General features: G+C 58.4%; 17 protein-coding genes. 15 read left to right on the top strand and 2 right to left on the bottom strand.

Annotated features, from left to right (window positions below):
* The 7 genes from AMM33_RS10775 to AMM33_RS10745 all read left to right on the top strand — a co-directional run bounded on the left by AMM33_RS10775 (position 1) and on the right by AMM33_RS10745 (position 9637).
* Complete coding sequence (locus AMM33_RS10775) at positions 1 to 1710, top strand: site-specific DNA-methyltransferase (protein ID WP_090141181.1); 1710 nt, start codon at positions 1 to 3, stop codon at positions 1708 to 1710.
* Positions 1710 to 2774, top strand: a complete 1065-nt coding sequence (locus AMM33_RS10770; RefSeq protein WP_090141179.1) for a virulence RhuM family protein — start codon at positions 1710 to 1712, stop codon at positions 2772 to 2774. The genes AMM33_RS10775 and AMM33_RS10770 overlap by 1 nt, the downstream gene beginning before the upstream one ends.
* A complete protein-coding gene (locus AMM33_RS10765; protein ID WP_090141177.1) occupies positions 2771 to 5548 on the top strand; it encodes a DEAD/DEAH box helicase family protein in 2778 nt (925 codons plus the stop codon). Before AMM33_RS10770 ends, AMM33_RS10765 begins: the two co-directional genes overlap by 4 nt.
* Positions 5549 to 5688: 140 nt before the next feature.
* On the top strand, positions 5689 to 6126 hold the full coding sequence (locus AMM33_RS10760; RefSeq protein WP_255350685.1) for a universal stress protein: 438 nt from the start codon (positions 5689 to 5691) through the stop codon (positions 6124 to 6126).
* Between the two features lie 7 nt (positions 6127 to 6133).
* A complete protein-coding gene (locus tag AMM33_RS10755) occupies positions 6134 to 8929 on the top strand; it encodes an HAD-IC family P-type ATPase (RefSeq protein ID WP_090141173.1) in 2796 nt (931 codons plus the stop codon).
* Between the two features lie 100 nt (positions 8930 to 9029).
* On the top strand, positions 9030 to 9392 hold the full coding sequence (gene arsC, locus AMM33_RS10750) for an arsenate reductase (glutaredoxin) (RefSeq protein WP_090141325.1): 363 nt from the start codon (positions 9030 to 9032) through the stop codon (positions 9390 to 9392).
* 14 nt (positions 9393 to 9406) lie between these two features.
* On the top strand, positions 9407 to 9637 hold the full coding sequence (locus AMM33_RS10745) for an ATP-binding protein (protein ID WP_228768072.1): 231 nt from the start codon (positions 9407 to 9409) through the stop codon (positions 9635 to 9637).
* Positions 9638 to 9721: 84 nt separating this feature from the next.
* Here the strand turns inward: AMM33_RS10745 and AMM33_RS10740 are convergent, their stop codons facing one another.
* The gene (locus AMM33_RS10740) at positions 9722 to 10627 is read right to left on the bottom strand and encodes an NAD(P)-dependent oxidoreductase (protein ID WP_255350688.1); all 906 of its coding nucleotides are present in this window, start codon (positions 10625 to 10627) and stop codon (positions 9722 to 9724) included.
* A gap of 104 nt (positions 10628 to 10731) precedes the next feature.
* Here AMM33_RS10740 and AMM33_RS10735 point away from each other — a divergent pair, with 104 nt between their 5' ends.
* The 5 genes from AMM33_RS10735 to AMM33_RS10715 all read left to right on the top strand — a co-directional run bounded on the left by AMM33_RS10735 (position 10732) and on the right by AMM33_RS10715 (position 15477).
* Complete coding sequence (locus tag AMM33_RS10735) at positions 10732 to 11418, top strand: TetR/AcrR family transcriptional regulator (protein WP_090141166.1); 687 nt, start codon at positions 10732 to 10734, stop codon at positions 11416 to 11418.
* A gap of 159 nt (positions 11419 to 11577) precedes the next feature.
* Positions 11578 to 12111, top strand: a complete 534-nt coding sequence (locus AMM33_RS10730; protein WP_090141164.1) for a TRAP transporter small permease — start codon at positions 11578 to 11580, stop codon at positions 12109 to 12111.
* Positions 12112 to 12128: 17 nt separating this feature from the next.
* Positions 12129 to 13406, top strand: coding sequence for a TRAP transporter large permease subunit (locus tag AMM33_RS10725; protein WP_090141162.1), 1278 nt, complete (start codon positions 12129 to 12131; stop codon positions 13404 to 13406).
* Positions 13407 to 13496: 90 nt separating this feature from the next.
* Positions 13497 to 14525 (top strand): TRAP transporter substrate-binding protein, encoded by a 1029-nt coding sequence (locus tag AMM33_RS10720; protein WP_090141160.1) that lies wholly within the window; start codon positions 13497 to 13499, stop codon positions 14523 to 14525.
* Positions 14526 to 14625: 100 nt separating this feature from the next.
* Positions 14626 to 15477 (top strand): shikimate dehydrogenase family protein, encoded by an 852-nt coding sequence (locus AMM33_RS10715; RefSeq protein ID WP_090141159.1) that lies wholly within the window; start codon positions 14626 to 14628, stop codon positions 15475 to 15477.
* A 65-nt stretch (positions 15478 to 15542) separates the two neighbouring features.
* Here AMM33_RS10715 and AMM33_RS10710 read toward each other — a convergent pair whose 3' ends face one another.
* On the bottom strand, positions 15543 to 16316 hold the full coding sequence (locus AMM33_RS10710; RefSeq protein ID WP_194945385.1) for a glutamine--fructose-6-phosphate aminotransferase: 774 nt from the start codon (positions 16314 to 16316) through the stop codon (positions 15543 to 15545).
* Between the two features lie 12 nt (positions 16317 to 16328).
* Here AMM33_RS10710 and AMM33_RS22440 point away from each other — a divergent pair, with 12 nt between their 5' ends.
* The 3 genes from AMM33_RS22440 (at position 16329) to AMM33_RS10700 (ending at position 22522) form a co-directional block, all read left to right on the top strand.
* Entirely contained in the window at positions 16329 to 16502 is a 174-nt protein-coding gene (locus AMM33_RS22440) for a hypothetical protein (RefSeq protein ID WP_228768071.1), read from the top strand.
* Positions 16503 to 16995: 493 nt separating this feature from the next.
* Entirely contained in the window at positions 16996 to 18348 is a 1353-nt protein-coding gene (locus AMM33_RS10705; protein ID WP_194945384.1) for a helix-turn-helix domain-containing protein, read from the top strand.
* Positions 18349 to 18787: 439 nt separating this feature from the next.
* On the top strand, positions 18788 to 22522 hold the full coding sequence (locus tag AMM33_RS10700; protein ID WP_090141152.1) for a DUF748 domain-containing protein: 3735 nt from the start codon (positions 18788 to 18790) through the stop codon (positions 22520 to 22522).
* Positions 22523 to 22589: the final 67 nt, after the last annotated feature.

Below are 22589 nucleotides of genomic sequence, written 5' to 3'. Positions count from 1 at the left end.
ATGACAAAACAAAAACTGGAACTGACCTGGATTGGCAAGGAGAAGCGGCCGCAATTGGAGCCGCGCATTCTGCTGGAGGACCCGGAACGGTCGTATCACGCGAAGCAGCGGATTTCGGATGCGGACATTTTTGACAACCGGCTGATCTTTGGGGACAACTTGTTGGCGCTCAAGGCGCTGGAGCAGGAGTTTGCGGGCAAGGTCAAGTGTGTGTTCATTGACCCGCCTTACAACACGGGCAGTGCGTTCACTCATTACGACGATGGGATTGAACATTCGATTTGGTTGGGGTTGATTCGGGATCGTTTGGAAATCATTCGTCGATTGTTGTCAGACGATGGGTCGTTGTGGATCACGATTGATGACAACGAGTGTCACTATTTAAAAGTCTTGTGTGACGAAATTTTCGGACGAGCTAGTTTTGTTGCCACATTTGCTTGGGAAAAGGACAAAGGGCGAAGAAACGACACTGACATTTCAAGTGCTCACGATCACGTTTTGCTCTATGCCAAAAACAGAGATACATGGCGAAAAGTTCGAAATCCACTCCCAAGGACAGATGCGCAAAAAGCTCGATATCGGAATCCTGATGGAGATGCAAACGGACCTTGGCTTCAAGGAGATAACGGGACTGCAAAAAGTGGTGGTGAAAACGCGAGATTCCCCATTACGTTGCCTTCTGGAAGAGTTGTAGTTCCACCGTCTGGAAATTATTGGCGTTTTTCTATTGCCAACTTTGAACAAGCCCGAGCTGAGGGGCGTGTTTACTTTGGTGCAAATGGCGATGGGATGCCGATTATCAAGCGGTACCTATCAGAGGTACAGGATGGAGTCGTTCCGAGAACTTGGTGGACTGCAGAGGAGGCAGGGAGTAATCAGTCCGCAAAGCGCGACCATTTGCGCAAGTTACTTCCAGAGATTGAACCGTTTGCGACTCCAAAGCCTGAGGAGTTGCTGAAACTTGTCCTTCATATTTCAACTAATCCCGGCGATGTTGTTTTGGACTCCTTTGCCGGTTCCGGCACCACCGGCGCAGTCGCCCACAAAATGGGCCGCCGCTGGATCATGGTGGAGCTGGGCGAGCATTGCCACACGCACATCATTCCACGCCTGCAAAAAGTCATTGACGGGCAAGACCCCGGTGGCGTGACCGAGGCCACGGGCTGGAAAGGCGGCGGCGGTTTCCGTTACTACAGCCTGGCCCCCAGCCTGATCGTGAACGACCGTTGGGGTAATCCGGTCATCAACCCCGAGTACAACCCGGCGCAGTTGTCTGAGGCTTTGTGCAAGCTTGAGGCGTTTACCTATGCGCCATCTGAAACGCGTTGGTGGCAGCACGGCCATTCGAGCGAGCGTGATTTCATTGTTGTGACCACTCAAAACCTGTCTGCCGACCAGCTACAGGCCTTGGCCGACGAGGTGGGTGAAGAGCAAAGCCTGTTGGTGTGTTGTGCGGCCTACCACGGCGTGACGGCGGCCAAAGCTGCCGAGCGTTGGCCCAACCTGACGCTCAAGAAAATCCCCAAGATGGTGCTCAGTCGCTGCGAATGGGGCCATGACGACTACAGCCTGAACGTGGCCAATTTGCCCATGGCCCAGGAAGAGCCCGTTGCAGCCCCTGCGGCCAAGGCCACCCGGACCAAAAAACAAGCTGCGCCGCAACCGGGTTTGTTTGGCGAGAACCAGGACGACAGCGAGGAGGAAGCTTGATGGCGAAGAATAAGCAGGAAGTTTCTCTGGTTCGCTCTTCGGCGGCGGAGTACCTCACTTTTGTTGCGGCGACCGGGTCATCCGAAACCAGCGTGGAAATGCGCTACGAAAACGAGAATATTTGGCTCACACAAAAGATGATGGCGGCGCTCTACGACGTCGATGTACGCACCATCAATGAACACCTGCAAAAAGTCTTTGCGGATGGCGAATTGGGGGAAGACGCGGCAACTGTCCGGAATTTCCGGATAGTTCAGGCCGAAGGCGAGCGGCAGGTGTCGCGCGATACCAAGCACTACAACCTGCAGGCCATCATCGCGGTGGGCTTCAAGGTGAACAACCCAAGAGCGGTGCAGTTTCGCAAGTGGTCCGGGCAGATTGTCAAGGACTACACCATTCAGGGCTGGACGATGGATGTGGATCGCCTGAAGAAAGGCCATCTGTTTACTGACGAGTATTTCAACCGACAGCTGGAATACATCCGTGAGATTCGCCTGTCTGAGCGAAAGTTCTACCAGAAGGTGACTGACCTGTACGCCACTGCCTTTGACTACGACAGCAGTGCACCCACAACGCGGGAGTTCTTCGCGCTGGTGCAGAACAAGCTGCATTGGGCGGTACATCGTCACACGGCGGCTGAAATCATTGTGAAACGTGCCGATGCAGACAAGCCGAACATGGGTTTGAGCGCGTGGGAAGCAGCGCCAAGCGGCAAGATCCTGAAGTCCGATGTGTCGGTGGCGAAGAACTACTTGAGCGCCGAAGAACTGGACTATTTGCAGCGCATTGTGTCTATTTATTTGGACTTTGCTGAATTGCAAACCCTACGCAAGATTCCCATGTCCATGCAGGACTGGGCGAAGCGGCTGGATGGTTTTTTGGAGTTCAATGGCAACGAGATTTTGCTGGGGGCAGGAAAAATCTCACACGAGCAAGCCAAGCTCCATGCCGAAACCGAGTTCGAAAAATACCGGATCGTGCAGGATCGGATGTTTGAGAGTGATTTTGACCGGATGCTCAGGCAACTTGACAACAACAAGAACAACGAAGAGGGCGCAGCATGAACACCCGTGTGCAACACCATGTGGCAGGCCGCTTGTCGCTGCGGCCACCGCAGGCCGAGTCGGTGGCCAAGCTGATCGCAGCTTTGGATGCCGCGCCCGAATTGCTGACCCACCTGGTGGATGGCCAGGCCCGTGATGTGAGCGCGATTTTGAACAGCCTGAAGGGCCAGTTCGCCACGCTGGAAGACTTTGAACGCGAGTTTCCTTCGCTGTGTTTTGCCTTGGCCACGGGCGTGGGCAAAACACGGTTGATGGGCGCTTTTGTGACTTATCTGCATTTGGCGCATGGCATCAACAACTTCTTTGTTTTGGCCCCCAACCTGACGATTTACAACAAGCTGATTGCCGACTTCACGCCCAACACGGCCAAGTATGTGTTCAAGGGCATTGCCGAGTTTGCGCAGCAGCCCCCGCTGATCATCACGGGCGACAACTACGACCAGTCGGGTGCGGCTGTGGCCGATGCGCCCGTTGGCTTTGCGCACGATGTGCGCATCAACATCTTCAACATTTCCAAAATCAACTCCGAAGTGCGCGGCGGCAAAGAGCCGCGCATCAAGCGGATGAAAGTGGTGCTGGGCGACAGCTATTTCAACCACTTGGCCAATTTGCCGGACTTGGTGATGCTGATGGACGAGTCGCACCGTTACCGCGCCAGCGCGGGTGTGCGCTCCATCAACGAGTTGCGGCCTTTGATGGGCTTGGAAGTTACGGCCACGCCGTTTGTGGAATCCACCAAAGGTCCTGTGCCTTTCAAGAACGTGGTGATGGACTACCCACTGGCCCGGGCCATGGAAGACGGGTTTGTGAAAGAGCCTGCGGTAGCCACCCAGCGCAACTTTGACGCGAAAGCGCACAGCGCCGAAGAGATTGAAAAGATCAAGCTCGAAGACGGCGTGCGCCTGCACGAAAACACCAAGGTGGAGCTGCAAACCTATGCGCTGGACAACGGCGTGAAGCGGGTGAAGCCCTTCATGCTTGTTATTGCCCGCGACACCACGCATGCCGCGCAGCTGAAAGACCTGATCGAGTCGCCTGCGTTCTTTGAAGGCCGTTACACGGGCAAGGTGATTCAGGTGGACTCCAGCCGCACCGGGGCAGAGGAAGAAGAAATGATTTCCCGCCTGCTGGCGGTGGAGAGCGTGGACGAGCCGACCGAAATTGTGATTCACGTCAACATGCTCAAAGAGGGCTGGGACGTGACCAACCTTTACACCATCGTTCCGCTGCGTGCAGCCAATGCCCGTACGCTGGTGGAGCAGTCCATTGGCCGGGGCTTGCGCCTGCCCTACGGCAAGCGCACGGGCGTGGAGGTGGTGGACCGCCTGACCATCGTGGCGCACGACAAGTTTCAAGAGATCGTCGACGAGGCCAACAAAGGGGACTCGCCACTCAAGCTCAAGACCATCATCTTGGAGCCGACCGACAAAGAAGAACGCAAGGTGAGTGTGCAGGTGCAGTCGGGGGTGATGTCGGCCTTGGGACTGACACCTGCTGCGCCAGTGATACCTGGTCAGCCGACCGTATCGCCTACAGGTTCCCCGCAAAGCCCGACTCAAGACCCGGTGCAGCCTGCGGCCAAGCCCTTGTTCACGACCGATGCCGAGCGCAGTGCAGCCGTCATTGCCTTGGAGGTGATTGCACAGTACGAGGTCAAGCGTGACACCGTGCCCACCAGCGGCGCATTGCTCACGCCCGCTGTGCAGGCGCAAATTGTGGCCGAGGTGCAGGCCCGCCTGCAGCCCAAGCAGGGCGATGTGCTGGGCGATGCCGACAGCCAAGCCCATTTGCTGGATGTTGCGGCGGTGGTCGCCAAAACCGCCGAGGTGGTGGTGCAGCAGACCATCGACATTCCTCGCATTGCGGTGGTGCCTTCGGGGGACGTGACTACGGGGTTTCACCCGTTCAAGCTGGATGTGGCCGGTCTGCATTTGCAGCCGAGTGAACGCGAAATCTTGATCCAGAGTTTGCAGACCAACTTGCAAAGGCAATTGGCTTCGCAAGTGCGCCAGGACGAGTCACGGCTGGAGGATTACATCGTCCGAGAGTTGGTGGAGTTTGACGACATCGATTACTTCACCCAGGCTGATTTGCTGTATGACTTGGCCGGGCAGATGGTGGCGCACCTCAAGACGTATTTGACCGAAGAGGCCGACATTGTGAATGTGTTGGATGGGCATCGCCGCACGATTGCCAACGCCATTCATGCGCAAATGATGGCGCACTTTTGGGAGAAGGCCAGCAGTTACGAAGTGAAGGTCAGCCGGGGCTTTACCGAGCTGCGGCCCTGCAACTACACGGCGGTATCGGGCCAGCCCGTGCAGCTGATTCGCGAAACGCTGAAGGAGGTCAGCAAGATTCGCCAGATGTTGTTTGGTGGCTTTGCCAAGTGTTTGTACCCGCTGCAAAAGTTTGACTCGGACACCGAGCGCCGCTTTGCGGTGATCTTGGAACGCGATGCGATCAAGTGGTTCAAACCTGCGAAGGGGCAGTTTCAGATTTTCTACAAGTTGGGCACCGAGCAGCCTGAATACATTCCGGACTTTGTGGTCGAGACCGATGGCTTTATTTTGATGGCCGAAACCAAGGCCAAAGACGAGTTGAAATCTGGCGAAGTGTTGGCCAAAGCCGATGCGGCGGTGCAGTGGTGCAAGCACGCCTCAGACTACGCGGCTTCTGTTGGTGGCAAGCCCTGGAAATATTTGCTGATACCGCACGATGGCGTCAGTGAATCCAAGCGCTTGGTGGACTATTTGCAGTACCAACAGGCTTGAAGGGCCGTGCAAGCTTGATGGCATCCATCCTCACTGAAGCCTTGAGTCCATTGGAGCGGGTTTTCACGACTTAGGTCAAGAAACTGACCGGCGCTTGTCTTTAGGATGTTTCTTTCGATGCATCAAAAGGAGTATCTGCCGTGGTCAAAAAAATTTTGCTGCCCATTGATGGGTCTGAGGCGTCTATGGCTGCAGCCCACATGGCCATTGAATTTGCTCAATGCCAGGGTGCCGAGGTGTTTGGCCTGGTGGTCATTGACCCTTACCTGTACATCGGGGTGGGGCAGGCGTCCACTTGGGGGCAGCAAGCCCATAGCCAAGAGGCTATGGCATGGGCCGAGCAGCACTTGGGCGTTTTGCGCCGCGAGTGCGACGGTTTGAAGCTGCCCTTTCACAGCGCCACGGTCGAAAACAAGTCGGTGATCAAAGGCATTTTGGAGGCGCAACAATCGCTGGGCTGTGACTTGATTGCACTGGGTTCGCATGGGCGCGGTGGCGTTTCGGCCCTGGTGCTGGGCAGTGTTGCGCAAAAAGTGCTGGCACAGTCAACGGTGCCCGTGATGGTCTTGAGGGCCTGAGGGCGGCATGGTTTGGCCGCTTCTGCGAGTTTCCTCGCCATCTGGCGCGGCGCCTGACAACTCAGCGCAGCGCCCCACCAACTGGCATGCCCAAAACCTGCAGCAGGTGTTGCAAGACCAAGCGGTAGAAATACAAAACGGACTGAGCAGCTCGGCTGTGGCCTTGCGCTTGCAGCAGCATGGCTTCAACCGTTTGCCTGTCGTGCCGGGTCAGCCCGCTTGGCGGCGCTTGTTGCTGCAGTTTCACAACCCCTTGATCTACGTTTTGCTGATCGCCGGTGTGCTCACCATGGCGCTACAGGCCTACATGGATGCGGCGGTGATCTTGCTCGTCGTGGTGATCAACGCCCTGATTGGCTTTGTGCAGGAAGGCCAGGCCGAAAAAGCCATGAACGCGGTACGCGGCATGCTGGCCAGCCGGGCCATGGTGTGGCGCGATGGCGTGCGTCAACAAATCACGGCCGAACAACTGGTTCCGGGCGACTTGGTGTTGCTGGAATCGGGTGACAAGGTGCCCGCCGACATGCGCCTGGTGCGCTGTAAAAACCTGCGCATCACCGAGGCTGCGCTCACGGGCGAGTCGGTGCCGGTCAATAAACACAGCGATGCAGTGCCAGAGACTGCGCCGATGGGCGATCGCAGCAGCATGGCGTATTCCGGCACGCTGGTGGCCGTGGGGCAGGGCATGGGTGTGGTGGTGGCGACCGGGGCGCGCACAGCGATCGGGCAGATCGGCACGCTGGTGGGGGGCGTGCAGTCCTTGGTCACGCCGTTGACGCACCGGCTCGATCAATTTGCGACTCAGATCACCGCTTTCATTTTGGGCGTGGGGGCTTTGTCTTTTGCCTATGGCTATGCGGTGATGCACATGCCCGTGCATGACCTGTTCATGGCGGTTGTGGGCTTGGCGGTGGCCGCCATTCCAGAGGGTTTGCCTGCCATGGTAACGGTGGTGCTGGCCATTGGTACGCGCAACATGGCACGGCAAAAAGCGATTGTTCGGCGCTTGCCAGCGGTGGAGGCGCTGGGGTCAGTCAGCGTCATTTGCACTGACAAAACCGGGACGCTGACTCAAAATGAAATGACCGCTGTGCATCTGGCGCTGCCCCAGCGTGAGCTGCGCATTGAAGGTGTAGGGTACGCACCCGTGGGCGGTTTTTGGGACGGCGATCAAGCCGTGGACCCTGCCCAAGAGCCTGCCTTGCTGGCCTTGGCCCGTTGTGCTGGTTTGTGCAACGAGGCGCGGATTGAGCGCGTTGCAAAGGGCAATGCAGACGATGGTGCTGCTGGCGCGGCTGGGGTCTGGCAGATGGTGGGTGACCCGACCGAAGGCGCACTCATCACCTTGGCCTGCAAAGCTGGATTGACCGCCGATGTGCTGGGCCGAACCTATCAGCGGCTCGATGTGATTCCTTTTGAATCGCAACACCGTTTCATGGCGACGCTGGTGCAGGGGGCGTTGCCGCAAGATGCCGGGGCGCAGGATCAGTGTCTGTTGTTGCTCAAGGGTGCCCCCGAGGTGGTACTCAATCTGTGCACCACCAGTGGCGGCATGCCTTTGGACCTGGCGCATTGGCAAGCGGCGGTGGCTGACTCTGCGGCCTTGGGCCAGCGTGTGCTGGCGCTGGCGCAATGCGCTGTGCCCGAGGGCACACGGCATGTAAGCATGGACGACATCACGCCGCGCTTTGAGTTGCTGGGTTTGGTGGGCCTCATTGACCCCCCAAGGCCCGAGGCCATGGACGCAGTGGCGCAATGTCAGCAGGCTGGTATCCGCGTGAAGATGATCACCGGCGACCACGCCCTCACGGCAGCGGCCATCGGCGCGCAACTGGGTCTGACCGCAGACCACACCCTCACAGGCGAAGCCATTGAGGCGATGGATGACGAGACCCTGAAAACCTGTGCGCTGCAAACCGATGTGTTTGCCCGATCCAGCCCGGTGCACAAGCTGCGCCTGGTGCACGCACTGCAAGCACAAGGGCATCTGGTGGCCATGACTGGCGATGGGGTGAACGATGCCCCGGCACTGAAGGCGGCTAATCTGGGCGTGGCCATGGGGCACAAAGGCACGGATGCGGCTCGCGAGGCCGCAGACATGGTGCTGACCGATGACAATTTCGCCACCATCGCCCGTGCCGTGCGTGAGGGCCGCGTGGTGTTTGACAACATCAAGAAAACCCTGTTGTTCACCCTGCCCACCAACGGCGGCGAGGCGGGCGTGATTTTGTTGGCTATTTTTGCGGGAGTGGCGATGCCGGTGACGGCAGGACAAATTTTGTGGGTCAATCTGATCACCGCCGTCACGCTGTCCTTGGCACTGGCTTTCGAGCCAGGTGAAGAGGGGGTCATGCGGCATGGTCCACGCCCGCCGCAAGAGCCTTTGCTGACACGACCATTGGTGCTGCGCATCGTTTTCGTCAGTCTGCTCATGGTGGTGGTCACCTTCTTTGTGTTTGAATGGGAGCTTGCACGCGGCAGTAGCCTGGAGTTGGCCCGCACTGGCGCCGTCAATATGCTGGTCCTGAGCGAGTTGTTTTACCTGTTCCATGCGCGCCACTTCACCCGCTCGGCTTTTCGCCTGGAAACGCTCACCGGCAACCCGGTGGCCATCGGTGTGGGCCTGCTCATGGTGGTGATTCAGTTGCTGTTTACCTACGCGCCCTTCATGCAAGCGGCCTTTCAGACGCAGTCCCTGGACACCACAAGTTGGGTGCTTATCGGTGTTCTGGCCTGTGCGGTGTTCCTTTTGGTCGAACTCGAAAAGGCCGTTTGGCGGTACCTGAGTGTGCGCAGAATGTGAAATGGGTTGAGACAAGTCGAATCCAGCGATGTGAAAATTCACAGACTGCGATCACTGACATCTGACGGTGACAATCGGAAACATTGAAATCGAAACCACCATGTCCAGCATCACCATCTATCACAACCCCCAATGCAGCAACTCGCGCGGTGCGCTGGCCCTGATTCGCGAAAGCGGTGTGGAGCCCACCGTGGTGGAATACCTCAAGACCCCGCCCAGCAGCGATGAAATCCTGTCGCTGGTGCAACGCATGGGCGCCGGCGTGCGCGATGTAATGCGCCAAAAAGGCACGCCATATGAAGAACTGGACCTGGGCAACCCGAAGTGGACAGATGCACAACTGCTGGCCTTCATCGCGCAGCACCCGGCTCTGATCCAGCGTCCGATCGTGGTCACACCTTTGGGCGTGCGGGTGTGCCGCCCACCACAGACAGTGCTGGAAATCTTGCCGTCAAGCCGCTGAGCATGGGTGTTGACATGCTGTTGCCCCACATCAACACCCCCCGTTGCACCGGTTGCGGCTGGTGTGTGGCGGCGTGTCCCCCGCATGTGCTGAGCTTGCAGGTCGTGGCCTGGCGCAAGCATTCGGTGCTGCATGAGCCCGAAGCTTGCACCGGTTGCAGCCTGTGCGCCCGGCGTTGTCCGTTTGGGGTGATCACGATGATCAAGACACCATCACCGTTAGCAGAGGTGCCCTCGCCGCCATGAGGCCGCGCATACCACGGCCCTTCATCCCGAGGGCATGTCGCCAGTCCATGGTCAGTTGCTTGAGCTGCCAATCCGTGCCGAGTTTCAAGCCCCTTGGCGCTTGACCAACAAGCCAATCAATTCGGGCACCAGGGCGTTCGGGTCGCCTTCTTGGCAGGCGGCTTCCAGCGTGTTTTTGACGGCTTGTGCCACGGTGTGGTCGGCGTGGGTGTCGCTGGCCATCTGGTTGTAGTAACTCAGGTCCTTGAGCGCATTGCTCATGGAAAAGCGCAGGCCCGACGTGTCGCCTGTGGCCAGCGTGGGCTTGAGGCGTTCCAGCGCCGCGCCCCAGCCGCCGCCCATGGCCAGCACGTCCACAAAGGTCTGGGCATTCACGCCCGACAGCTGCGCGCACGCGGCGGCTTCGGCCAGCAGGGTGACGGTGCCCAGTGAGACGTAGTTGTGCAAAAGCTTCATGCGGTGGCCCGAGCCAATCGGGCCGGTGTGCACGATGTTTTCAGCAAAGCACGACAGGATGGGCTTGCAAACCTCAAACAAGGCGGCATCACCACCGACCAGCAAGTTCAGTCGGCCTTCGGCGGCTTCTTTGGGGGTGCGGGTCATGGGCGAGTCCAGAAACTGCCCGCCTTGCGCCGTGACCAAGGCCGCGACTTTTTCGGTGGAGGCGGGCACGGCGGTGGAACAGTCGATGACGATGGTGCCGGGACGCATGCCCTTGAGCACGCCGTCTTCACCCAGCAGCACGGCCTCGACCTGGGGCGTGCCGGTCACGCACAAAATGATCACATCCGACTGCGCCGCCAAGGCCTGGGGCGTGGTGCAGGTGCGTGCGCCTGCGGCCAGCAGGGCATCCAGCGGCTGGTTGCCAGGGTGTTCGAGCACCATGAGGCTTTGGCCGTGCTTGAGCAAATTGCTTGCGATGCCGTGGCCCATCATGCCGATGCCGATCATGCCGATTGTTTTCATGCGTGTACCTTTGAGTGAACAGATTGGCGGCAACTGTAGCCGGGACTTGCGCAGCAGGGCGTCACTTGTTTGCCAATCTGGCGAGCAGGGCGGCTTAGAAGCAAGCGCAGGCCCTCTATACTCCCCGAATGAATGAACCGGTGCATTTTTCAGAGCCACAACCGCCCACGAGCACAGGCACCGGCCGCACCAACGACCCGGCGCGCACCATGGCCGAGATTCTGGCCGTGGCCACGCATGAGTTTGCCGACAAAGGACTCACCGGGGCCCGCATCGACGAGATCGCAGCGGCCACGCGCACCAGCAAGCGCATGATCTATTACTACTTCGGCAGCAAGGACGGCCTGTATCTGGCGGTGCTGGAAGAAGCCTATCGGCGCATGCGGGCCATCGAATCTGACCTGCATCTGGACGATTTGCCGCCCGTGCAGGCCTTGCAGCGGCTGGTGGAATTCACCTACGACCACCACCGCGACAATGAAGACTTCATCCGCTTGGTGATGAACGAGAACATTCAGCGCGGCGACTATTTGCGCCAAAGCCAGAGCATCCAGCAGCTCAACTCCAAGGCCATCGAGTCGGTGCGCGAGGTGTATGACCGGGGTGTGGCCGAGGGCCTGTTCCGGTCTGGGCTGGACCCGGTGGACATCCACTCGGCGATTTCAGCCTTCACGTTCTTCAACGTCTCCAACCGCCACACCTTTGGCCTGATTTTTCAGGACCGCGCCAGCCAGGACAAGGCCAATACCCTCAAGCGGGTGCATGTGGTCGAGTTGATTTTGCGTTTCGTCAGCCGGTCGATTCCGCCCGCTTGATTCGGTTCAAAGCCCAACGCCTTGCAGCTGGTGGAGGGGCTTCAACAAGCCGGATGCATCGGTGCATGTGTTGATGTCGTGGGCCTGTACGGGTAAATCCGCCCCTGAAAAACTAACCAGTTCGTACATAATCGGCGAATTCATACTTGGAGTCGTGCGATGGTCCAAAAAGTCATCGACAGGTTTTGCATCGCCCTGAGCATGGTCATGGCCGCTTGCCTGGCCGTGATGGTGGTGCTGGTGTTTGGCAATGTGGTCATGCGCTATGCCTTCAACTCGGGCATCACCTTGTCCGAAGAGTTGTCGCGCTGGTTGTTTGTGTGGATGACCTTCATGGGTGCGATCGTGGCCTTGAAGGAGCGTGGCCACCTGGGCACTGACATGCTGGTGGGCAAGTTGGGGCCCGGCGGCAAAAAGTTTTGCTTGGCGCTGTCTTATGGCTTGATGCTGTACATCTGCTGGCTGTTGTTCAGCGGTGCCTACCAGCAAACCCTGATCAATTGGGACAGCACCAGTGCAGTGATGGAAGTGTCCATGGCCTGGGTTTATGCGCCCGGTGTGGTGTTTGCGGTGTTGGGGGGCATGATGCTGCTGACCGAGTTGCTGCGTTTGCTCACGGGGCAAATGCGCGATGAAGACCTGGTCATGGTCCAGGAATCCGAAGAGTCGCCCCACGGCGCAGGCCAAGCCTGAGCGGGCAGGGGACCGACATGACGATTGCCATTTTTGTTTTGTCTCTGCTGGGCGCGATGGCCATCGGCATCCCGATCGCTTTTTCACTGCTGCTTTGCGGTGTGGCTTTGATGTGGCACCTGGACATGTTCGACGCGCAAATCCTGGCGCAAAACCTGCTCGAAGGATCGAACAGCTTTCCTTTGCTGGCCGTGCCGTTTTTCATGTTGGCCGGAGAGGTCATGAATGCGGGCGGTTTGTCGCGCCGCATTGTGAACTTTGCCATGGCCTGCGTGGGGCACATCAAAGGCGGCTTGGGCTATGTGACCATCATGGCTGCGGTGATCATGGCGGCGCTGTCGGGCTCGGCGGTGGCCGATGCGGCGGCCTTGTCGGCTTTGCTCTTGCCCATGATGGTGTCGGCAGGCCATGACCGGGCTCGCTCGGCGGGCTTGATCGCTTCGGCCGGCATCATCGCTCCGGTGATTCCGCCCAGCATTGGTTTTGTGATCTTTGGTGTGGCGGGCAATGTGTCCATTTCCAAGCTCTTCATGGCCGGTATCGTGCCGGGCATCCTGCTGGGCGTTTCCCTCTGGGTCACTTGGTGGTGGTTGGCGCGGCGCGAAGTGGTGCAGGTGCCTCCGCGCAAATCCATGGGTGAAATTGGCGTGGCCATGCGCGAAGCCACCTGGGCCCTGGTGATGCCGCTCATTGTGGTTTTTGGACTGAAGTTTGGGGTCTTTACCCCGACCGAAGCGGCGGTGGTGGCCGCCGTGTATGCCTTGTTCATTTCGACCTTCATTTACCGCGAGCTGGGTCTGAAAGACATGTACCCCTTGTTTGTGAGTGCCGCCAAAACCAGCGCCATCGTGATGTTCTTGGTGGCCGCGGCCATGGTCTCGGCCTGGCTCATCACGGTGGCCAATTTGCCCGCCCAGTTGATCGAGTTGCTGCAGCCTTTGCTGGACAGCCCACGCCTGCTGATGCTGACCATCATGGTGATCACCCTGGTGGTGGGCACCGCGCTGGACATGACGCCAACCATCTTGCTGTTGACACCCGTGTTGATGCCGGTGGTCAAGGCTGCGGGCATTGACCCGGTTTACTTTGGCGTGCTGTTCATCATCAACAACGCCATTGGTCTGATCACCCCGCCTGTGGGCACGGTGCTCAACGCGGTGGCGGGGGTGGGCAAAATCAGCATGGATGAAGTCACGCGCGGCGTGATGCCCTTCATGCTGGCCCAGTTCACCATCCTGTTCGCCATGGTGGCCTTCCCGGCTTTGGTGATGGTGCCGGCGCGTTGGTTCTATTGATTTGATGTGGGTAGGGTTGTCTGACCGGGTACGCCTGACAACCTCCCTTTGATGCACAGCGTACGTCCTTCTTTTTTCTGGAGACATCTCATGAAACGTGTATTCATCCAATCCCTGATCGCCACCGTGGCGCTGGCCGCCATGGGCGTGGCTTCGGCGCAGGACAAAACCATCAAGTTCGCCAACCAGAACGCAGCAGGCCACCCCATCGTGCTGGGCATGGAAAAGTTCAAGGAAATTGTCGAGAAGAATTCGGGCGGCAAAATCAAGGTCAACGTGTTCCCTGGCGGCGCACTGGGCAGCGACCAGGCCAACGTGTCGGCCATTCAGGGCGGCACTTTGGAGATGGCCTCCATGAACTCGGGTATCTTTGCCTCGCAGGTCAAGGAGTTCGCGATTTTTGACTTCCCCTTCATGTTCGGTTCGGGCAAAGAAGCTGATGCGGCGGTGGACGGCGCGTTTGGCAAAAAGCTGCACGCCAAACTCGAGGACAAGGGCATCATCGGCCTGGGCTTTTACGAGCTGGGCTTTCGCAACATCACCAACAGCAAGCGTGCCATCAACAAGGTGGAAGACCTCGAAGGCCTCAAATTGCGCGTGATCCCCAACCCGATCAACGTGGACTGGGTCAAAGCCTTGGGGGCCAACCCCACACCGCTGCCGTTTCCTGAGCTTTATGCGGCGTTGGAGCAAAAAGCCGTGGACGGACAGGAAAACCCGGTGGCCACCATCAATGGTGCCAAGCTGTACGAAGTGCAAAAGCACCTGGCGTTGACCGGTCACCAGTACAACCCCCAGTCGGTCGTGATCAGCAAGAAATTCTGGGATAAATTGTCGGCTGCCGAAAAGAAAATCGTGTCCGATGCGGCCACCGAATCGGCCAAGTTTCAACGCGAAAAAGCCCGCACTCTGGAAGCCAGCATTTTGGACAACCTGAAGAAAAACGGCATGCAAGTGTCGCAACTGCCTGAGTCCGAAATGGCCAAGCTGCGCGACAAGATGCGCCCCGTGACCGCCAAATACGGCGTGACCGTGGGACAGGACCTGGTCAAGGAACTGCAAGCCGAAATCGAGAAGGTGCGCACTGCTGCTGCACCGGCCAAGAAGTCGGGCAAGTAAAGCCACACAAGCAGCCTCACGCCTGCGTCTTTCGCCTGCGTGAGGCCGCTGGGCTGGCTTGCTTGTTGGCCCGACCTTTTTTGACACGCCAACTTTTCCCATGATCAACGGCCACACAGACATCATTGCCCACATCGGCTACCCCACCCACAGCTTCAAGTCGCCGATGATCTACAACCCTTATTTTGAGCAGGCGGGTATCAACGCCGTCGTCGTGCCCATGGGTTGCAAAAGCGAGAATTACCCGGCATTTTTGAAGTCGGTGTTCACGCTTGAAAATATCCGTGGCGCTTTGATCACCATGCCGCACAAAGTCAGCACCGTTGGCTTGTTGGATGAGGTCACAGACACCGTGCGCGTGGCCGGAGCGTGCAACGCCGTCAAGCGCTTACCGGATGGCCGCTTGGTGGGCGACATGTTTGACGGTGCGGGTTTTGTGCGCGGTGTGCAGCGCAAAGGTTTTGATGTGGCCGCCAAGCGCGTGCTGGTGGTGGGCACGGGGGGCGTGGGGTGTGCCATAGCCGCCTCGCTGGCTGGCGCAGGCGTGGCGGCTATCAGTTTGTTCGATGTGAACGGCGCCAGCTGCAACGCGCTGGCCCAACGCCTGAAAAACACTCACCCCCAAATTGAAGTGCGCACCGGATCAAATGACCCGGCGGACCACGACCTGGTGGTCAACGCCACGCCCCTGGGCATGAACGAGGGCGACCCGCTGCCGGTGGATGTGTCGCGCTTTTCACCGGGCACCTTCGTGGGCGAAGTGGTCATGCGTGCCGAAACCACCGCATTTCTGGCCGAAGCGCAATCACGCGGCTGCTGCACCCAGGTGGGCACCGACATGCTGTACGAACAGATCCCGGCCTATCTGGAATTTTTCGGCTTGCCCACCACAACTGCCGAGGTGCTGCGCCGTGTGGCGCGAATGGGCGAGTCACTTCAGACACCTGATTGAGCAGCTCGCGGTCTGCATCCAGGGTGGGCTTGAAGGCCCGGGCTTACATATCCAGGCTTGCGCTGTCAGTGGCAAGTCCGCACGTCGTGAATGGGGCGATTGAGGTGTTTGCCCGTCCGGTCAGTGATGGCGTATTGCTTGTGGCGAATGTCGACCACATCGCCCTCGCACAGGTACACCACATGTTCTGTGTTTTCAGGCAAGGCCATCTTGTCACTGGCGATATAAAGCGCCTGCTGAACGATGCCCAAAATCAAAGGTAAACCCGAATGAGTTGCAAGGATGCGCTGAGGCTGGTCATGAAACATGACGGCCAAGGCGTAAGTGCCTTGTAGCAGTCCCAGAGTCCGTTGAACGGCCTGCAGGGCATCGCCTTGGTAGGTGGCGTTCATCAGGTGTGCAATGACTTCGGTGTCTGTTTGGCTGGTGAAGGTGTAGGCCCGTTCCATGAGGTTGGTGCGTAGACCCTGGTGGTTGTCGATGGTGCCGTTATGCACCAAGGCCACCTGTGCCGGTTGACTCAGATCTGCGTGTGGGCCATAGCTGAAGTGCGGATGTGCATTGCAAAGGGTGGCTTCGGCCTGCGTGGCTGATCGTATGTGTCCCATTCCGGTTGTGCCTTGCAGGCCCAGCAGTGGGTCTGTGGACCGTGAAGCTAAGTCGGCCATGCCGTGGACACTGCGCATCCTGAGCAATTTGGAGGGTGCAATTTTTGCGTTCAACATGCCATGCACGGCCAGACCGCAAGTGTCATGAGCATGTAACGCCATATGCTGCAGACCCTTGACCAATGCGGGAACGATGTTTCTTTGCGAGACTGCGCCGATGATGCCACTCATGGAGAGTCCTCGGTGAAGGTTGAAGATCAGGTGCAATGGATTCATCTGGGGCTTGATACCCCCAGGTCATTTGCGCTTGAAACCCGGTCAATGGGTCTGGCAGATGGGCTCTTTGTGCAGACATGCCGTGAAAATTTGCCGCCCTGGCGCGGAAAAATCAGCACTGGTATGTCTGACCATTTTTGAATTTTTTGTCCCTGTGCACCGCATATGGTGCATTTTTTAGGGCAATAAGTATGTGCGCCAGAGCACGCAAAATTCGGTTGTGTGTTTTGGGTTACTTCCTGCTTGGCGTCTGCAGGTGGCATGTCGTTCAACGAACGGACAGGCCACGCGATAGGTACTAAATTAAGGACTTGGGTGCCAGTGATATGGACGCTTTCACATCATCAAGGTGTGTCGCTGAACTTGATGTCAGAGCTTCTTGCAGAGGGTTCAAAGCTTCGATCAGTGCATGCTCAATGCGCGGTGTGTACGAGTCCATAGTGCTGCCGGATAGATCGAAAGATAGATATCGAAATGCCAATGATTTCATATCGTTTGATCAATAGCAATTGGAGAACCATTCGCAGACCATGCAGTAGAGCCAATGGGTTTTTTTTAGGACCTGTCTCTGGCGTGAAAGCTGTATCGGCTTGCATTTTCACAACGCTTGAAGAGGATATTTATGTCTTACCCTATGCTTGAAAGTGCGCGCAAAAATCTTATTTTAGCCGCATTGCCCTTGAGTCAATACGCCCGCATTGCAGAGCACTTGAAGTCAATTGATCTGCTCACAGGGCAAGTGATTTATGAACCAGGGGAGAGTTTGGACTTTGTGTATTTCCCAACCACATGCACGACAAGTCTCGTGTTGCAGACGCAAGATGGTGAAACCTCCGAGCTGGCGATGACAGGTCGTGATGGGTTGGTGGGTATCCCCCTGGTTTTGGGTGGGGCATCCATGAATCACCGTGTCATGGTGCAGCGCGCTGGGCGTGCGTTCAGAATGTCTGCCGATGTTTTTGAGGCAGAGTTGCTGCATTCCAAGGCTTTGCAGCATTTGGCTTTGTCTTATGTGCAAGCCATGATCACGCAAATGTCGCAAAGCATTCTTTGCATTGGGCACCATGCGGTCAGTGAGCGACTGTGTTATTGGCTACTGTTCAATGGCGATGCCCTGCCTGAAGAGCCCATCAAAATCACCCATGAGATGATTGCCCACATGTTGGGTGTTCGCCGGGAATCTGTGACGCAGGCTTTGGGCAAGTTGCAATCGGCAGGACTGGTGTCCAGTGGACGTGGAAAAATTGCCATATTGGACCGCGAAGGTTTGACGCGGCAGGTGTGTGAATGTTTTTCTTTGGTAACAGCGGAAAAGCAACGCTTGTACGAGCGTGCCCTGCGCATGAGCAGCGTTGAATCAGAGACGCTTCAGACAGGCGATGCATTGTCAACACCGGATGCGCGTTTGTTGCAAAAGTATCAAGATGCCTACGATTTCGCCCCGGTGGGTTTTGTCAGTTTGAATGCCCAGTGTCAGGTCGTTCACACCAATTTGGCGGGGGCCATCATGCTGGGTGTTCAGCGATCGAGTCGCAGCAAGCATTCTTTTTTGAGCTTCATTTCTGCAGAGGATCACGAACGATTCCTGGCGTTTCACCAGTCGGTGCTCAGCGGCAAGTGCCGCGACCATTTGGAGGTCACCTTGTCCGGTACAGGACGTCGGGCAGACATGACCGTGCGTATTGAGGGTACGCTTGATGACTTGGGTGAGGAGTGTGCGCTGGTCTTGATTGATGTGACTCAGGAGAAAAAGCTCATGGCCGATCTTTTGGAGCAAGAGCGTCAGCAGCATCAGGATTTCTCAGTCAAGCCGTCCGGCATGGAGTGGTTCAAGGACAAGGATGGGCGAGTGCTTTCCGCATCCAGCAGCTTGATCGATAAATTCCGACCCATGACAGGCCCGGGTACTTTGACTGACTTGGATGTGGATACGGTGTGTCGTCATTCCCTGCAGCCTCATGCTGTGCAGCCTGTTTCCGGGACGTGAGGGGGTAGAGCAAGTGCTACTTGAGCGTTCTTTCTATTGATCCGGCCCTGTGAAGTTTGCAGGGTGACTTCAATCTTGCACCTTGTGGGAGCTAGCCCTGCTGGCGATCAGACGCTTGTGGACCACAGGCTTTTCGCTTGGCTGGCAAGCTCCCACAAAATCCTCCCAACTGGCCACACACGGCTCAGACTTCATCGGGCCGAATTTATAAGCAGTGACGGCGCAAAAAATTCAAACTTCAGCGTGCCGAATCAATAGGAAGGCGCGCGCAGGCAAATGGCGCGGGTTAGGAAAAATTGCTTCCAAAGCCTTTTTGTGCTGCCTTGGCTTGCACAGTCCCCGGTGGCCGTGCAAGCCTTGCAGCGTTTTCGGCTGAAGTGAGTCGATGCACCATCGGCAGCGATGGGGGGCCCGAGGATCATAGAGAATCGGGGCCTCTATGAATCACAAAGAATTATTTCCAAAATGGCGTCGCCTGCACAGCGGCTGGCGTTGGGTGGCGGGTGTGCTGGTGGGCTGGGCGCTGCTGTGGGGGCTCAGCGCCCTGTGCGTTCCTTTGGGGACGCGTTGGCTGGTGCAGACGCAGGGCAGTCAGGCGCTGGGGCGTGTCGTCCAGGTCGATTCCGTTTCGTTTCAGCCTTGGTCGATGGCGCTGGTGCTGCGGGGCTTGCGCGTGGGGCCGGCAGGCGCTGCGCAGCTTACAGCGTCGCCGCCCTTGCAAATTGAGGAGGTGCGCCTGAATCTGGCGCTGGCGTCTTTGTGGCATGGGGCGCCTGTGCTGGACGAAGTGGTGGTGCGCCAGCCACTGTGGCAGCTGACGCATTCAGGGCAGGGGCATTTTGATGTGGACGATTTGCTGGGCCTGGGGCGCAGTCCAGGCGATGGCCCAGGACAGATGCCTCGGTTTTCGTTGTTCAATGTGCGCATTGAAGGGGGGCGTGTGGTGTTTCACGATGCGCCCAAGTCGCTGACGCACACCCTGGATGAGGTGACGCTGCACATCCCGTTTTTGAGCAACATCGGTGCGCGCCGCGAGGTCAGCACACACCCACGTTTGGCATTCAAGCTCAACGGTGTGGCGTTCGACAGCGAAGCCGAAACGGCGCCTTTTGCCCAAGACAGGCGCGCCCAGGCCCAGCTTCACATCAAAGGGCTGGATGTGGCGCCTTATGTGCGCTACTGGCCTGCTGCCTGGCCCGTGCGCTGGACGCAGGGGCGTGGGGATCTGGACTTGACGGTCACGTTCAAGCAAACGGACAGTCCCCAAGTAGGGATCTCGGGGCAGTTGTCGGCACAGGGCGTGCAATTGCAGGAAAAGGCTGCCGGACAAAATGCCGCTTTGTCGCTGTTTGAAGTGGCCAGCCTGGCGCTGAAAGTCGATGAATGGCGACCGCTCGAGCAGGTGTTCAAGCTCGCTTCGCTGGACGTGGTCAAGCCGGTGCTGCATGTGCGCCGGAATGCACAGGGACAGTTACAGGCCTTGTGGCCAGTGGCTTCGGACAAGGCACCCGGCCACGATGCGCCTGCACTCGATACGACTTCTGGGCCGACGTCTGTATTCAGTTTGCAGCGCCTGAACATTTCGGGCGGGCAAGTGCATTGGGTCGATGCCAGCACACCTGTGCCCACCCAGCTGTCGCTGGGGGATGTGGTGCTCAAGGCCAATGACCTGAAGTGGCCCACGGGCGCATCTGTGGGCTTGGCCAAACTGGAGGGCTCGGCAACGCTGGAGGGTGGACGCATCCGCTGGCAGGGCGAAACCAACTTGACCCGTGGGCAATTGCGCGTGAACGCCCAAGCGCTGCCCTTGGCTGCAGGTGCGGGCTATGGCGCCGCGCATGTGCGCCCAGAGTTGTTGAACCAGATGGCGGGGCAGATTTCGGCAGACTTGACGCTGGACTGGAAAAACGCCAGCTCAGCTGGGGCCGGTGATGGGCAGATGTTGCTCAAGGCTGCGTCGGTGCGTTTGGACAAGGTGTCTTTGGGCTCGCCCAACCAGCCGGAACTGTCCTGGGACTCGCTGGAGTTGGCGCAGTTGGAGGTGGACTGGCTGCGGTCGCAGTGGCGGGTGGGGCAACTGGCGTGGACTGGGCCGGTGGCCAAGATCATGCGCCAAGCCAACGGGCGCTGGATGTTTGAAGACTGGCGGCTTGCGCCTGCCGTTGGGGCAACTTCAGCCCCCGTGTCTGCAGATCCGGCCATTTCCACTGCGCTTGGGGCCAAGGCACCGGGCCAAAAGCCTTGGACAGGGGGTGTTCACCAGGTTCGGGTCACTGGGGGGCAGGTCCATTGGGATGATCGCGCTGTGCCTGCCGGGGTGCAGCTGCAATTGCAAGATGTGAACGTGCTCACCGGGGCTTGGCACGCCACGGGCCAGGCACATGAGCCGATGACCCTGCAAGGACAACTGACGGTTGTCAATGTGCGCCGAGAAAGTGGTCAAGACGGTCGTGAAACCCGACGAGCGCCTGGTCGTGTCGAATTTGATGGCCGTGTACATTGGTCCGAGCCGTCAAAATCCGACACCCCAGCTCAGCCCTTGGCGCTGTCGGGTCGCTTGCAGATGGACAAGTTTCCGGCGCACAAGTTGGGGCCTTATCTGGCCCCCGTGCTGGATGTGACGTTCAAGCGTGCAGACCTGAGCTATGCCGGGGCACTGGATGTGCGCTTGGCGCCAGCGGGTCTGGGCCTGGGCCTGCAAGGTGATCTGACCCTGAGCGCCTTGCGTACCGAAGAGCGGTCCACACATGCGCCCTTGCTGGATGCCAAAAACCTGAATTTGCGTGGCTTGGATGTGAGCATTCAGGCCGGTGCCCTGCACAGCCTGAAGGTGGCGCAAACCGTGCTCAGTGATTTTTCAGCCCGCATTGCGATTGATGCAGCGGGGCACCTCAATTGGCTGGGCTTGCGCAAGGGTTCGCCAGTGGCACCTGCGCCCCTTGCGTCCCATGCGACCGCTGTAGGGCTGCAGCCCGTGATTGCACTGGGGCCGATGGCCTTGGTCAACGGGCGGGTGGCTTTTTCTGACGTGTATGTGCAGCCCCATGTCTCCACCGAGTTGCACGGCCTGAGCGGCAGTTTGTCGGCGGTCTCCAACCAGGTGGCCAGTGCACATGCACCTGAATTGGCCAAGCTGAGCCTGCGCGGCTTGGGCGCTGGCTCAGCCAGTGTCGAGGTCGAGGGCCTCATCAATCCACTGGTCAAACCCATGGTGCTGGATGTGAAAGGGCAGTTGCGTGACCTGGAACTTCCCCAGCTGTCGCCCTACAGCAGCAAATACGCAGGCTATGGCATTGAGCGCGGCAAGCTCTCAGCCACGCTGAACTACCACCTGGACCGCGAGGGTCAGTTGCAGGCGAACCATCAGCTCATCCTCCACCAATTGCGCTTCAGTGATCGGGCCGAAGGCAGTACGGCCCCCAATCTGCCGTTCAAGTTGGCGGCCGCTTTGCTGGCTGACAGTCAGGGCGTGATTGACATCCAGCTGCCCGTGAGCGGCTCCATCAATGACCCGGATTTCCGCGTGGGCGCCATTGTCTGGAAACTGCTGATGAACCTGGTGGGAAAGGCCATCACCTCGCCGCTGAATCTGATCACGGGTCTTTTGAGCGGGCAAGAAGACCTTCAGCAGTTGGGCTTTGCCCCTGGCACCGCCTCATTGACCGAAGAGGCTGAACAGTCCATTCAAAAGGTGGCCCAGGCCTTGATGGATCGCCCGAATTTGCAGCTCACTGTGGCGGGCTACAGCGACATGGACGCTGAGCGTGAGGCCTACCGTCAGGCCAGGCTGCAGGACCAGCTCTTGGCGGAAAAACGCCGCAGGCTTAGACGTGAGGGTCAGGATGCGACAGCGGCAACAGGCCTGTCTGCCGACGAGCAGGAGGCCTTGCTCAAGGCTGTTTATATGCGCTCGAACGTGCCCAAGCCGCGCAATCTGCTGGGCATGCCCAAAGACATTTCGCCCGCCGACATGTCGGCTTTGCTGTTGGCGGCCATGGATGTGACGCCGGCCGATATGCAGTCTTTGGCCGAGGCGCGAGGTTCGGCTGTACGTGATGCGCTGATGGCCAGGAAGGTGCCCGCTGGCCAAATTTTCATGGGCACAGCGCGCACGGAAGCGGCGAAACAAGGGGGCTTTACACCCCGAGCCACGCTGACCCTTACCCTGCGTTGAGTTGCAGGGCTGACGCTTGGGTTGAGGCTGACAAGGGGCTGTGTTGCCAGAGTTTGAGCCTGTGGGG

This window comes from Limnohabitans sp. DM1 (assembly GCF_001269385.1).
In the GTDB taxonomy this organism is placed as follows: Bacteria; Pseudomonadota; Gammaproteobacteria; order Burkholderiales; family Burkholderiaceae_C; genus Limnohabitans_A.
This window is presented reverse-complemented; position numbering and strand designations above follow the sequence as displayed.

Excerpts from the sequence above, each read along its gene's own strand:
- AMM33_RS10745 (WP_228768072.1), top strand. The coding sequence starts at position 9,407 with ATGCTGTTGCCCCACATCAACACCCCCCGTTGCACCGGTTGCGGCTGG.
- AMM33_RS10705 (WP_194945384.1), top strand. The coding sequence starts at position 16,996 with ATGCTTGAAAGTGCGCGCAAAAATCTTATTTTAGCCGCATTGCCCTTG.
- AMM33_RS10715 (WP_090141159.1), top strand. The coding sequence starts at position 14,626 with ATGATCAACGGCCACACAGACATCATTGCCCACATCGGCTACCCCACC.
- AMM33_RS10700 (WP_090141152.1), top strand. The coding sequence starts at position 18,788 with ATGAATCACAAAGAATTATTTCCAAAATGGCGTCGCCTGCACAGCGGC.
- AMM33_RS10720 (WP_090141160.1), top strand. The coding sequence starts at position 13,497 with ATGAAACGTGTATTCATCCAATCCCTGATCGCCACCGTGGCGCTGGCC.
- AMM33_RS10735 (WP_090141166.1), top strand. The coding sequence starts at position 10,732 with ATGAATGAACCGGTGCATTTTTCAGAGCCACAACCGCCCACGAGCACA.
- AMM33_RS10770 (WP_090141179.1), top strand. The coding sequence starts at position 1,710 with ATGGCGAAGAATAAGCAGGAAGTTTCTCTGGTTCGCTCTTCGGCGGCG.
- AMM33_RS10725 (WP_090141162.1), top strand. The coding sequence starts at position 12,129 with ATGACGATTGCCATTTTTGTTTTGTCTCTGCTGGGCGCGATGGCCATC.
- AMM33_RS10730 (WP_090141164.1), top strand. The coding sequence starts at position 11,578 with ATGGTCCAAAAAGTCATCGACAGGTTTTGCATCGCCCTGAGCATGGTC.
- AMM33_RS10775 (WP_090141181.1), top strand. The coding sequence starts at position 1 with ATGACAAAACAAAAACTGGAACTGACCTGGATTGGCAAGGAGAAGCGG.
- AMM33_RS10765 (WP_090141177.1), top strand. The coding sequence starts at position 2,771 with ATGAACACCCGTGTGCAACACCATGTGGCAGGCCGCTTGTCGCTGCGG.
- AMM33_RS10710 (WP_194945385.1), bottom strand. The coding sequence starts at position 16,316 with ATGAGTGGCATCATCGGCGCAGTCTCGCAAAGAAACATCGTTCCCGCA.
- arsC (WP_090141325.1), top strand. The coding sequence starts at position 9,030 with ATGTCCAGCATCACCATCTATCACAACCCCCAATGCAGCAACTCGCGC.
- AMM33_RS10755 (WP_090141173.1), top strand. The coding sequence starts at position 6,134 with ATGGTTTGGCCGCTTCTGCGAGTTTCCTCGCCATCTGGCGCGGCGCCT.